Origin of the sequence: Streptomyces sp. NBC_00259, assembly GCF_036181745.1 — a bacterium.
Lineage (GTDB): Bacteria > Actinomycetota > Actinomycetes > Streptomycetales > Streptomycetaceae > Streptomyces > Streptomyces pratisoli.
Window position 1 is genome coordinate 5,310,055 of sequence record NZ_CP108080.1, and the last position, 11,996, is coordinate 5,322,050.

Sequence of the window (11,996 nt, forward strand, 5' to 3'; positions counted from 1 at the left end):
GCCGTTCACCCGCCCCGCCTACTGGCCGTACATCCGTCAGGGACGCCGGGCCGGCGTCCTCAGTGCCTCGATCATCACCGCTCGGGCGATCGGCGCCGCGTCGCCGCCGCCGCTGATCTCGCCGCCCGCCGCCTCAGGGTCCTCGACGACCACCGCGACCGCCACGGCAGGACGGGGCGCGTCGGGCTTCTGTGCCCAGGCGATGAACCAGGCGTACGGCGTCCCGGCGTTGCCGACGCCGTGCTGCGCGGTGCCCGTCTTCCCGCCCACGGTCACGCCGTCGATCAGCGCGCGCTTCCCGGTGCCCTTCTCGGCCGCCTCGATCATCAGCCGGCGCAGCTCCAGCGCCGTCGCCGGGAACATCGCCCGCCGGTACGACCGCCGTGGTGTCTCACGGACCGTGTCGCCGTCCCAGGTCGTCGTGCGGTCCACCAGATACGGGTGGGCCAGCTCGCCGCCGTTGGCGACGGCCGCCGCCACCATCGCCATCTGCAGCGGCGTGGCCGTCGTGTCGAACTGGCCGATGGACGACAGCGCCAGCTGGTCCACACTCATCCGCCGGTCGAAGTTGGACGGGGCCACCCCCGACGGAATCCGCAGCCCGCCGTCGTTGAACCCGAAGCGGCCCGCCGTCTCCAGCATCCCCTTCAGCCCCACCTTCACCCCCAGGTTCGCCATCACCGTGTTGCACGACCACTTGATCGCGTACTCCAGTGACGCCTTCCTGCAGCCGGGCACGGGGTTGGGCAGCGTGGTCCTGGTGCCCGGGATGGTGAAGGGGTCGGGAGTGTCGGTCGGGGTCCTCGCGTTCCTGACGGCCCGTGCCTCCAGCGCGGCCGCCGCCGTCACGATCTTGAACGCCGAGCCGGGCGGATACGTCTGCCGGACGGCCCGGTTGAGCATCGGGTGGTTCGCCGCCCCGTTGAGCCGCTGCCACGCCGCCGTGACGTCCGCGCTGTTTCCGGACAGCAGCCCGGGGTCGTACGAGGGACTGCTGACCAGCGCCAGGATCCTTCCGGTCGACGGCTCGATCGCGACGACCGCCCCGCGCCTGCCGGCGAGTCCCGCGTAAGCGGCCTGCTGCATCGGCGCCCTGACGGTCGTGACGACCTTGCCGCCGGGCCGCTCGGAGCGGGTGAACTCGTTCCAGAACGGAAGCGGCGCGAGCATCGGGTCCGTACCGGCCAGCACCGCGTCCTCGGCGTGCTCCAGGAACGTCGTGCCGTACGTCTGCGAGGAGTAGCCGGTGACGGGGGCGTAGAGCGGTCCGTGCCGGTACGTGCGCTCGTACCGCAGCTGCTGGCCGGTGTCCTTGGAGCCCGTGACCGGCTGACCGCCCACCACGATGTCGCCGCGCGGTTCGTCGTAACGCGCGATGGCCGGACGCCGGTTCGCCGGGCTGCCGTTGAGGGTGTCGGCCTGGAGGATCTGCACCCGCACGGCGTTCACGAGCAGCGCGGCGAGCAGGAAGAGGCTCAGCGCCGCCGCGCGCCGGATGTAGCGCGTCATCGGGCCTCCTCCGGCGCGGCCGGCGACGCGGCCACGGCGGTGGGCGCGATGACGCCCGTCTCGACGGGCTCCGGGTGCGGCGCGCGGGCCGAGTCGCTGACGCGGATCAGCAGCGCCACGATGATCCAGTTGGTGACGACCGACGAACCGCCCTGCGCGAGGAACGGCATGGCCATCCCGGTCAGCGGGATCAGCCCCGTCACCCCGCCCGCGATCACGAAGACCTGCACGGCGACGATGGCGGCGAGTCCCACCGCCAGCAGCCGGCCGAAGGGGTCGCGCAGGTCGAGTCCCGCGCGGTAGCCGCGCGCCACCAGCAGCGCGTACAGCAGGAAGAGCGCGGTCAGTCCGGCCAGTCCCAGCTCCTCACCGGCCGTCGCCAGAATGAAGTCGGACTTGACGGCGAAGCCGATGAGGCTCGAATGGCCCGCGCCGAGCCCGCTGCCGAGGAACCCTCCGGCGGCGAACGAGAACATCGACTGGGCGAGCTGGCTCGGGCCCTGGCCGGCCGCGATCGACGCGTACGGATCGATCCAGGCCTCGACCCGGCTGTGCACATGCGGTTCGAACGCGCCCACGGCGAACGCCCCGACGGCCGCCAGCAGCAGTCCCACCACGATCCAGCCGGTTCTGCCGGTGGCGACGTAGAGCATGATCACGAAGAGGCCGAAGAACAGCAGCGAGGTGCCGAGATCCCGCTCCAGCACCAGCACGACCACGCTGATCAGCCAGATCGCGACGACCGGGCCGAGCACCCGGCCGGCGGGCAGACGGAGGCTGCGGATCCGCCGGCCGGTGTGGGCGAGGGCGTGGCGGTTGGCCGCCAGGTACGCGGCGAAGAACACCGCGAGCAGGATCTTGGCGAACTCGCCCGGCTGGAAGGAGAATCCGCCGATCCGGATCCAGATCCGGGCGCCGTTCACCGCCGGGAAGAGGATCGGCACGATCATCAGCACCAGCGCGGCGGCCACCGAAAGGTAGGCGTAGCGCTGCAGCATCCGGTGGTCGCGCAGCAGGACGGCCACCGCGATGAAGAGCGCGACGCCGAGGGTGGACCAGATCAGCTGGGCGGGGGCGGCCCGGTCGGCCGGTGTCTCCAGATCGAGCCGGTAGATCAGCACCAGGCCCACGCCGTTGAGGAGGACCGCGATCGGGAGCAGCAGGGGGTCCGCGTAGGGAGCCCGGAGCCGTACGGCGAGATGGGCGAGCAGCGCGAGCAGACCGAGCCCGGCGCCGTAGGCGAGGGCGTCCGGAGGAACGGCGCCGTTCCTGGTGAGGCCGACGTCGACGTAGCCGTAGACGGAGACGAGGACGGCGCAGACGAGCAGCGAGAGCTCGACCCCCCGCCCATGTGCCGGGCGGGGTGCGGGCGGGGGAGTCTCCGCCGTCGTTGCGGTCATGCGACGCAACGTAGCAAGCGGGGGTGTTATGTCTGCCTATCTGTGGACTCTGCCCGCTCCATGTCGGTGTGGTCGGTGGCACGGTCGTCGTCGGCACGGTCGACGGCGTGGTCGGCGGCGGTGTCGGTCTCGACGGCGGAGTGGTCGTCGGCGGCGGTGTCGGACTCCGGACAGTCCGCGAGGTGGACGTACTCGGGCAGCGTCAGCCGGGCGACCGCCCCGCCCTCCTGCGCGTTCCCGAACTCCAGCTCCGCGCCGATCACCGCCGCCTGTCCCACCGCGATCGTGAGCCCCAGGCCATGGCCCTTGCCACCCGACTCCGTACGGAAGCGCTGCGGGCCGTGCTCCAGCAGGTACTCCGGATAGCCCGTGCCGTGGTCCCGGACCGACACCACCGGCCCGTCCACCGACACCACCACCGGCCGCTCGCCGTGCTTGTGGGCATTGGCGATCAGATTGCCGAGCACCCGCTCGAGGCGACGCTTGTCCGTCTCGACACGCGTCGCGCGGACGATCAGCAGATCCGTTTCTGCACCGGAGGAACGCGACATCCGCACGACCCGCTCGGCCAGCGGCACCAGTTCGTGGATGTCGAGATCGACCGTCTCCCCGCCCGCGTCCAGCCGCGATATCTCCAGCAGGTCCTCGGTCAGCGCCCGCATCGTTCGCACCCGGTCCCGCACCAGCTCCGCCGGACGGCCCGGCGGCAGCAGCTCGGCCGCCGCGGACAGTCCCGTCAGAGGAGTACGCAGCTCGTGCGCCACGTCCGCGGTGAAGCGCTGCTCGCTCAGCAGCTTGCCCTGCAGCGTGGAGGCCATCGTGTCCAGTGCGCCGGAGACCGTGGCGACCTCGTCCTCGGGACGCGAAGGATCCTTCGTACGGGGGTCGTTGACGCGCGCGTCCAGGTCGCCGGCGCTGATCCGCCGTGCCACTTGCGCCGTCAGATGGAGCCGGCGCGTGACCCGGGTCACCGCGAACGCGCCCATCAGCAGCGTCGTACCGATGGCCAGCACCGAGGAGCCGAGGATGGCCCGGTCGAGACCCGTGATCGTCTGCGCGCTCAGCGAGTAGTCGATCCGTACGGCGAGCGCACGGCCGTCCGCCGGGCCCGCCGCCCACATCGTCGGCCGCCCGTCGACGTCGGAGACCACCGTGCCGCGCTGTCCGCGCAGCGCGAGCGCCCGCAGCTCGGCCGGCAGGCCCGGCGGATCCACCGCGCCGAACCGGCCCATCGGCTCGCCGGCCTCGTACGCCTCGGTCATGTCCTCCAGCTTGGACAGCGCCTTCTCGCGGGCCTGGTCGACCGTCTGGCGCGTCACGGACACATGCACCAGCGCGCCGAGCAGCGCCGCGAGCGCACAGCACATGACGGCGATGAAGACGGCGGCCTTCCAGGTGAGCGTGGCGGTCCAGGCGGGCAGCCGAGGGCGGCGCGGCCGCCTACGGCGGCGGGTCACGGGGCGACGGCTCATCGGGCGTCCGCCGGCGGCTCGGTGGCTCCGGGCCTGGACGGCTTGACCCGGATGATCTCGTCGCGGGCGGGAAGCATCGCCCGCTGCTGCTCGTCCCAGGACCAGGCCGTGCGGTACTCGTACCCGGGGATCCCCGCGGAGACGGCACGCAGGATCAGGTCACGGCCCGCCAGCTCGACGCTGACGATCGGCTCCACGTCGGACATGATGCGCGTCAGCCCGCCCTTCTCCGGCATGTACACCCGGATCGCGGTCTGCTGTCCGGGCATCGTGATGCCGACGATCAGCTCGTCCTTCCCGTCGCCGGTGAGATCCCGGTAGTACGGCTTGAGCACGGGGCAGGCCTTCGGCCGCTTCTTGCAGTCGCGGATCTGCTGCGCGGTCCGCTCGTAGAGCCCGTCGGAGCCGGTGACCCGGCCGGGGTGGGCGGCGACCTCCGCCTGGACGACGGCGACCGGGTCCACCGCGTGCACATCGCCGCCCGGCGCCTGGATGCCGGGGATGTGCTCGGTGTCACTCTCGCCGTAGTCGACCGGGGGCGCGGAGATCGGCGGCAGCTCGGGCCACAGCTGGACGGGCCCGACCGCGGTCGGGGTGGCGCCGGCACTCTCCAGCTCACCCGCGTTGCCGCAGCCGGACAGCAACAGCGCGGCGACGAAGGCCGCGCCGATGACGGTGCGGGGACGTATGTGGGGGCGGGGCAAGGGAGGTCCTGGGGGATGTCGGTTCGGGCGCTGGCCGTTCCCAAGAGTACGGAAGTCTGATTTGTGCGGGTTGGGGTAGGTGGCGGTGCCCCGCCGGGACCCGGCAGGGGACAGGCCCGTCGCGGGGAAACGACTCCCGGTCGGCCCGATGGCGAGGAGTCCCGCACCGGTCGCGCCGTTGCGAGGAGTCCGGCACCGTCGGCCCGTTGTGGGGAGTCCGGCACCGGTCGGCCCGTTGTGAGGAGTCCCGCACCGGTCGGGCCCATGGCGGGGAAGCCGGCCGGGCGGGACGGTCCGCAGCGGCGGGCTGCGCAGGGCTGCCCGTGGCGGGGAGCCCTGCTGCCGTCGGGCGAGCGTGTGCCGAGAGCGGCACGTCAGTCGGTCCCGGACGCGAGCGCCGCGCGGCACAGGGACAGCAGGCGTTCGTCCTGCTCGATGTCGTGGCTGCCCGAGCCGCCGTCGAGGACGTTGTGGCGGCGCGGGCGAGAGAGTTCCGCGCGCAGGAGCGGGACGGCGGGCGCCGCGGCGGGGCCCATCTCGGCGAGGCACTCGGCGATCTCGACCCGCCCGTACCGGTTCTCCTCCCAGGCCGTACGCAGCACCGGAAGGGACTCCCCGGCCCCACCGGTGACCCGCCACAGTGCCACCGCCGCGTCCATCCGCAGCCACCGCTCCGGCGACGTGAGCAGTCCGCGCAGCGCGGGCGCCGCGTCGACCGCCGCGGGGCCCACCGCGCCGAGCGCGGCCGCGGCGGACCGGCGCTCGTCGGGGCCGTCGGCGGCCAGGAGTTCGCGGAGCGCCGGCAGGACGGCGGCGCCGTCGCCCGTGACGGCCCACAGCGCGCGGGCCGCGGCCGCCACGAGCGACGAGGACGGGCTCCGCAGCAGCGCACGCAGTTCGGGCGCGGCCGCGGCCGCCGCGGGCCCGAACGCCGTGAGCGCACGCAGCGCCGACTCGGTCACCCACTCCCCGCCCCGCGCCGGCGCACCGCGCAGCACCCGCAGCACCTCGGGCAGCGCCTCCGTGGCCCGCGCCCCGGCCAGCGCGGACAGCAGGGGCGCGGCCCGGTCGAAGAGCTGCTCGTCCAGGGCGACCTCGCCGAGCCGGCGCCGCAGCACCGGTGCGAGCGGCGCGGCCCGGGTACCGAGATACGGCACCGCGAACGCGGCGTCACGCGGCAGGTCCGGCTGCTCCAGCGCCTCGGCGAGCGCCGGAAGGGCCCGGGCGTCGCCGAGCCGGGCGAGCGCGACCAGCGCGCGGTGGTCGTCGGTGGCGCCCATCCGCGTCGCGAGCGCGTCGGCCGCGGGCAGCGCCAGCCCGAAGAGGCTCTCCAGGAGGCTGGCCGCGGCGCCCCGCAGCAGCGGATCGGGGTCGCCGAGCTGCGCTCCGACGAGCCGTACGACCTCGTCGTACGCACCGCGCCAGGCCCGGATCAGCCCGTGGCACATCCATACGGCGTCCGTGCGCTGCGCCGGGTCGGCACTGGTCAGCTGGCCGGTGAGCAGCGCGATCCGGTCGTCCACGCGGTCGCCGAGCGCCGAGTGCAGAGTCCGCAGCAGATCGTCCGCCCAGGGCGCCGCCCCCGGCCCGGAACCGCCACCGTCCCCCGACGACGGGACCCCGGGCCCGTCGGTGGCCCGCAGCAGCGCGGTCGCCGTGGACGCGATGTCGTCGGGCAGGCGGCCCGGCGCGCAGCGCGCGAGCTGGGTCAGCGCGGCCAGCCGCAGGCCCGGCGACCGGTCGGGCGCCAGCAGTGTGGTCAGCCAGACGACCGCCTCGGCACGCAGCGACTCATGGCGCAGCGCGATCCGCCCCACCGCCTCGACCAGCGCGAGCCGCACCTCCGTGTCGGGTTCCCCGGCCAGCCGGTCCCGGAGCAGGACGAGCACCTGGGCCGGGTCGCCGTGCAGCATCGCCAGCGCGCACGGCGCGGCGAGCCGCACCCCGGCGTCCGGGTCGTCCAGCAGCCCGAGGAACACGTCCGCGCCCGCGGCGACCGCGGCCGCCGCCATCGCGTAGTTCGCTGCGTCCTCGAACTCCTCGTCCTCCGGGTCGAGTTCGTCGCCGTCGAGGTCGATGCCCCCGATGCTCGTGAGCAACTCCACGACCGCGCCGCGGTCCTGGACCTCGGGGCTCGCGACCAGTTCGAGCAGGAAGGGGATGCAGGCCAGCGTCGAGTCGTACACGTCGCCCTGGTGGTGCACCGCGGCGTAGATCCCGTCGAGCGCGCTCTCCCGCTCCGCCGGATCCGCCGAGGCGAGCCCCCGCAGCAGCCCGGGGACATCGTCCGCCGATCCGTACGCATGTCCCATCGAGGCCCAGTCGACCTCGTCGATCCCCGTGAACACGCCGTTCCCTCCCGCGAGCCAGGTGCTTGGGGAGAGTGTGCACCAGGACGGCGGCAACCCACCCCGCGTGAGTCGGCCCGGGATGTTGCCCGCGCCGCCCCAGGGCTGTTCCCATGGTCGTCGGGGTGGTGATGGGGATGACCGGACTGCGCGTCACACCGGTACGGACGTACGGGCGTTCACGGCTCTACGTCAGCCTTCCCGGTGGCCGGTGCGTGGCCTGGTACGACCGGGACGCGAACCGGGTCAGTCTGGCCCTGGCCGAACTCCGCGAGGAGGCCCTCGCCGCGCTCGCCCCGTACCTCACGGGTGAGGTGAGCGTCGGCCCGCCGCCCGTGCCGACCGCCGACGATCTGGCCAGGCTGTCCCTGCACCCGGACGAGGACCTGGCGCCGAACCGTCCGGGGGGCCCTGCGGCACGCGCTCGACCGGTCCGGCCGGCGTCGCGATCCGCGGCGCGCCGAACTGGCCGCGCACGAACTGCTCGGCACGGAGCTGGAGCGTCTGGAGGACGCCGGCTGGCGGGTGCTGCATGCGGTGCCGCTGCCCGGCGAAGCCCGGATCGACCATCTGCTGGTCGGCCCGGCGGGCGTGCTGGCGCTGCGGACGCTCGCGGCCCGTGGACGGCGCCTGCGGATCACGGGGGAGTCGGCCGCGGTGGGCCGTGACCGGCCCGTACCGGAGCTGCGCCTGGCCCGCCGAGGTGCCGAGCGGGCCTCGTTCGCGCTGGCCACGGCCGTACGGCCGGTGCTCGCGGTCGTCGGGGCCGCGCGGCTCGTCGCCGAGCCGGCCCCGCCGGACGTCCGGATCCTCGCCGAGGGCGACGTGGCGGGCCTCGCCCGTCTCGGCGGCGTACTGAAACCCTCCGACATCGAGTCGCTGTACGGGCGCGCCCGCAACCGCCGTACCTGGCTGCGGGCGTGACCGTACGGCTCGACACGGAACCGCTCCAGGTCAGTACACCTGGCTAGCGGAGGTTGTCCCCCCAGCCTCCCTGGAGCATGGTCTGGAACGCCCACTGCCCGTCCCGCCTGATCAGGATGTCGGCGTACCGCAGGTGCCGGGTGGCCCCGTCCATCGTCATGGTCGAGTCGGTGAAGACGACGACCATCGCCGGGCCGAGGAAGACGGGGGTGCGTACCGAGTCGAAGGTGATGTCCTCGGACCCGTCTCCCATGACCCGGGTCATGGTGTCGGTGAACTGCTTGCGGTCCCACTGGGCGCAGGCGCCGTCGCCCGCGGAGTCGTCGCTGACCAGGTTGAGCGGGAAGACCGCCAGATCGGCCATCCGCTCGATGTCGCGGCGCGCTCGCCGCGTCGTACTCGGCGAACCACGCCTCGACGCTTTCGAGTTCACCGCGGGTCGGGGTGTAACCGGTGTCGGGCAGCTGTGTCACGCACTCTCCTCAAGACGCTCGTCAAACTTGACTACTGGGAGAAGGTATCCCCTTTCCTTCAGCTAGTCAAACTTGATTAATGGCATCGTCCCGAAGCCGCAGGACGGTCACCACGCTGTGCCGCGTCGTGCCCCGTTCGACCTCGGCCGCGAGCCCCGGTGCCACCGCGCGGAACGGCACCTCGCCCACCCCGATCGCCATGGCCGTCGCCCCTCCCGTCGCCCTCCCCGCGGGGTCCTCGGTCCCGTGCCCCGCCAGCATCCCCGCGGCGGCGGTGCGCAGCGCGGGCGGCAGCGGGCTCGACACGACCGGGGCGTCGTCGTCCGGCAGCACCAGGACCAGGGCGGCGGGGCGGTCCGCGGGTCCGGTGAAACCGACCACCGCGGCGTCGTGGACGTCCGTGTGCCGCAGTTTGCGCCAGTCGCGGGCGCCGGCCCGGTAGGGCTGTCCCAGGTGCTTCACCACCAGTCCCTCGATCCCGGACGCCGTGAGCGTCTCGTACCAGGTGGTCGCGAGTTCGGGGTCCGTCGTCATCGGCACCGGCTGGAGCGGCGGCCCGAGTGGCCCGAGCAGGGCGGTCAGCCGTTCCCTGCGGCGCTCGTACGGCGCGGGCCGCAGGTCCGTCCCGCCCTCCGCGAGGAGGTCGAAGGCGGCGTAGGAGGCGGGCATCCGGCGGGCGAGGATCCCGGCCCGCGACGTCGTGGCGGCCGCCCGGCGCTGGACGGCCGCGAAGTCGATCCGGCCGCCCGTCCAGATCACCACCTCGCCGTCGACGACGGTGCCGTCCGGCAGGGCGAGCGCGGCCTCCGCCAGATCCGGGAAGGCGGCGGTCACGATCCGTCCCGACCGTGCCTGCAGCACCGCCACGCCGTCCAGCTTGAAGACGAGCATCCGGTGGCCGTCGAACTTCGGTTCGTACGCCAGCCGCTCCCCGCGCGGAAGCGCGGACACCGGTTCCGCGAGCGCCACTTTCAGCGGGGGCCGCAGCGTGCGTCCGGTGGCCGGACTCATGGCAGGGTGCCCGCCGCCGCGGGATCCGCCAGAGGGCCGAGCAGGTCCCCGTACCGGTCGAGCCGCCCCGCCATGTCACCGAGCCGGAACACCAGGTCCCCGGCCGCCTCGCAGCCCTCCACCTCCTCCCAGGTCACGGGCGCGGACACGGTCGGCTCCCGGCGGGCCCGCAGCGTGTACGGCGTGGCGGTGGTCTTCGCCGCGGCGTTCTGGCTGTGGTCGACGAAGACCTTCCCGGGCCGCAGGGCGCGGGCCATGCGGTGCACCACCAGATCCCCGAGTTCCGCCTCGGCCTCGACCGCCAGCCCTTTCGCGTACGCCGAGACCTCCTGCGACGGGGTCGGTTCCAGCGGCACCAGCAGATGCAGGCCTTTCGAGCCCGAGGTCTTGGCGTAGGCGTCCAGGCCGTCGGCGGCGAGCCGCTCACGCAGCCACAGCGCCACCTCGCAGCACTCCACGACGGTGGCGGGCGCGCCCGGGTCGAGGTCGAACACCATCCGGTCGGCCCAGGCCGGCCGGTCCACCCGCCACTGCGGGGTGTGGAACTCCACCACCAGGTTCGCCGCCCACATCAGCGACGCCAGATCCTGGACGACCACCTGTTCGCCGCTCTCCCGGGAGGAGCGCGGCACCTCGGCGACCTCCACCCACGAGGGGGTGCCGGGAGGCGGGTTCTTGGTGAAGAACAGCTGGCCGTCGGGCCCGTCCGGATAGCGGAGGAAGGACAGCGGGCGGTCGCGGAGGTGGGTGAGCAGCGCATCCGCGATCACGGCGTAGTAGTGCAGCACCTCGCCCTTGGTGGTGCCGGTGGCGGGGTGGAGGACCTTCTCCAGGTTGCTGAGGGTCAGCCGCCGCCCCTCCACCTCTGTGATCGGCGTCATACGATGAGAATCCCATGAATCCCTACGTATCGGATGAAAGGGATGAAACGTGCGATCCATTTGGAACGGCGCGATCTCCTTCGGGCTCGTCAGCATCCCGATCAAGCTGGTGAACGCCACGGAGAGCCGCTCGGTGTCCTTCCGGCAGATCCACACCGCGGACGGCGGCCGCATCCGCTACCGCAAGGTCTGCGAGCTGGACGACCAGGAAGTCGCGCAGGCGGAGATCGGCAAGGCGTACGAGGACGCGGACGGGACGATGATCCCGATCACGGACGAGGACCTCGCCGCGCTGCCGCTGCCCACCGCGAAGACGATCGACATCGTCGCCTTCATCCCGGCCACGGACATCGATCCGCTCCAGATGGACAGCGCGTACTACCTCGCGGCGAACGGGGTGCCCGCCGCCAAGCCGTACACCCTGCTGCGCGAGGCCCTCAAACGGAGCAAGAAGGTCGCGGTCGCCAAATTCGCCCTGCGCGGGCGGGAGCGGCTCGGCATGCTGCGGGTGGTGGACGACGTCATCGCCATGCACGGACTGCTCTGGCCCGACGAGGTCCGCAGGCCGGAGGGGGTCGCTCCGGACGCCGAGGTCACGATCCGCGACGCCGAGCTCGATCTGGCCGACGCCCTCATGGACACGCTCGGCGAGGTCGACCTCGACTCGCTGCACGACGACTACCGCTCGGCGGTCGAGGAGCTGATCGCCGCGAAGGCGGAGGGTGTCGAACTGCAGCCCCAGCCCGCCCCGGAGGGCGGCGGCAAGGTCATCGACCTGATGGCCGCACTGGAGAGCAGCGTCCGCGCGGCCAAGGAGGCGCGCGGGGACGAGGCGGAGGAAGTGGCCGCGCCGGTCACCGAACTGAAGTCCCGCAAGAAGGCCGCCCCGGCGAAGAAGACGGCGGCGAGGGCGAAGGCCGCGCCCAAGGAGACGGGCGCGAAGAAGTCGACGACGGCCAAGAAGACGGCGGCGGCCAAGTCGGCGAAGTCGACGAGCAAGAAGACGGCGGCGACGAAGTCCACGTCCAAGAAGGCGGCGGCGAAGAAGACGACACCCGGCAAACGCGCCTCGGCCTGAGCGGGACCGGCTCCATCCGGCTGTGCGCGGGGTCCGTCGGCGTTCTGGAGCCGGTACTACGCCTTTCGGGCGATGCCGTAACGGCGACACGCGTAACGCACCCGTACGGAGCAGGTGTTGAGGGAGCATTGACAGCCCAAAACAGCCCGGCTACTTTCGGCCCAGGCCGAAACTGCCGGACTCTTCGCTCGTTTCC

9 protein-coding genes and 1 pseudogene are annotated in these 11,996 nt (G+C 73.0%); 2 read left to right on the forward strand and 8 right to left on the reverse strand.

Going from position 1 to position 11,996, the window contains the following annotated elements; translation table 11 throughout:
• Positions 1–36 precede the first annotated feature (36 nt).
• The 5 genes from OG766_RS24180 to OG766_RS24200 form a co-directional block, all read right to left on the reverse strand.
• A complete protein-coding gene (locus OG766_RS24180) occupies positions 37–1,509 on the reverse strand; it encodes a penicillin-binding transpeptidase domain-containing protein (protein WP_266383047.1) in 1,473 nt (490 codons plus the stop codon).
• Complete coding sequence (locus tag OG766_RS24185; RefSeq protein WP_266383050.1) at positions 1,506–2,909, reverse strand: FtsW/RodA/SpoVE family cell cycle protein; 1,404 nt, start codon at positions 2,907–2,909, stop codon at positions 1,506–1,508. Before OG766_RS24185 ends, OG766_RS24180 begins: the two co-directional genes overlap by 4 nt.
• A 26-nt stretch (positions 2,910–2,935) precedes the next feature.
• Positions 2,936–4,381: a HAMP domain-containing sensor histidine kinase gene (locus OG766_RS24190; protein ID WP_328726190.1), complete on the reverse strand. Its 1,446-nt coding sequence runs from the start codon at positions 4,379–4,381 to the stop codon at positions 2,936–2,938.
• On the reverse strand, positions 4,378–5,085 hold the full coding sequence (locus OG766_RS24195) for a hypothetical protein (protein WP_328726191.1): 708 nt from the start codon (positions 5,083–5,085) through the stop codon (positions 4,378–4,380). The genes OG766_RS24190 and OG766_RS24195 overlap by 4 nt, the downstream gene beginning before the upstream one ends.
• 374 nt (positions 5,086–5,459) lie before the next feature.
• Positions 5,460–7,433, reverse strand: coding sequence for a HEAT repeat domain-containing protein (locus OG766_RS24200; RefSeq protein WP_328726192.1), 1,974 nt, complete (start codon positions 7,431–7,433; stop codon positions 5,460–5,462).
• Positions 7,434–7,958: 525 nt separating this feature from the next.
• On the opposite strand from OG766_RS24200, the gene OG766_RS24205 reads away from it, so the two are divergent.
• Positions 7,959–8,357 (forward strand): hypothetical protein, encoded by a 399-nt coding sequence (locus tag OG766_RS24205; RefSeq protein WP_328726193.1) that lies wholly within the window; start codon positions 7,959–7,961, stop codon positions 8,355–8,357.
• 43 nt (positions 8,358–8,400) lie between these two features.
• Here the strand turns inward: OG766_RS24205 and OG766_RS24210 are convergent.
• The 3 genes and pseudogenes from OG766_RS24210 to ligD all read right to left on the reverse strand — a co-directional run bounded on the left by OG766_RS24210 (position 8,401) and on the right by ligD (position 10,722).
• Positions 8,401–8,830: pseudogene (locus OG766_RS24210) on the reverse strand (nuclear transport factor 2 family protein).
• A gap of 66 nt (positions 8,831–8,896) precedes the next feature.
• On the reverse strand, positions 8,897–9,841 hold the full coding sequence (locus OG766_RS24215; protein ID WP_266383067.1) for an ATP-dependent DNA ligase: 945 nt from the start codon (positions 9,839–9,841) through the stop codon (positions 8,897–8,899).
• Positions 9,838–10,722: a non-homologous end-joining DNA ligase gene (gene ligD, locus OG766_RS24220; protein WP_266383070.1), complete on the reverse strand. Its 885-nt coding sequence runs from the start codon at positions 10,720–10,722 to the stop codon at positions 9,838–9,840. The genes OG766_RS24215 and ligD overlap by 4 nt, the downstream gene beginning before the upstream one ends.
• Positions 10,723–10,771: 49 nt before the next feature.
• On the opposite strand from ligD, the gene ku reads away from it, so the two are divergent.
• Positions 10,772–11,800 carry a non-homologous end joining protein Ku gene (gene ku, locus OG766_RS24225; protein WP_266383073.1) on the forward strand — a complete coding sequence of 343 codons (1,029 nt, stop codon included), beginning with the start codon at positions 10,772–10,774 and terminating at the stop codon, positions 11,798–11,800.
• Positions 11,801–11,996: the final 196 nt, after the last annotated feature.

What these genes read in the sequence shown, in the direction of transcription:
- OG766_RS24180 (WP_266383047.1), bottom strand. Translation starts at nt 1,509, where the DNA reads ATGACGCGCTACATCCGGCGCGCGGCGGCGCTGAGCCTCTTCCTGCTC.
- OG766_RS24185 (WP_266383050.1), bottom strand. Translation starts at nt 2,909, where the DNA reads ATGACCGCAACGACGGCGGAGACTCCCCCGCCCGCACCCCGCCCGGCA.
- OG766_RS24190 (WP_328726190.1), bottom strand. Translation starts at nt 4,381, where the DNA reads ATGAGCCGTCGCCCCGTGACCCGCCGCCGTAGGCGGCCGCGCCGCCCT.
- OG766_RS24215 (WP_266383067.1), bottom strand. Translation starts at nt 9,841, where the DNA reads ATGAGTCCGGCCACCGGACGCACGCTGCGGCCCCCGCTGAAAGTGGCG.
- ligD (WP_266383070.1), bottom strand. Translation starts at nt 10,722, where the DNA reads ATGACGCCGATCACAGAGGTGGAGGGGCGGCGGCTGACCCTCAGCAAC.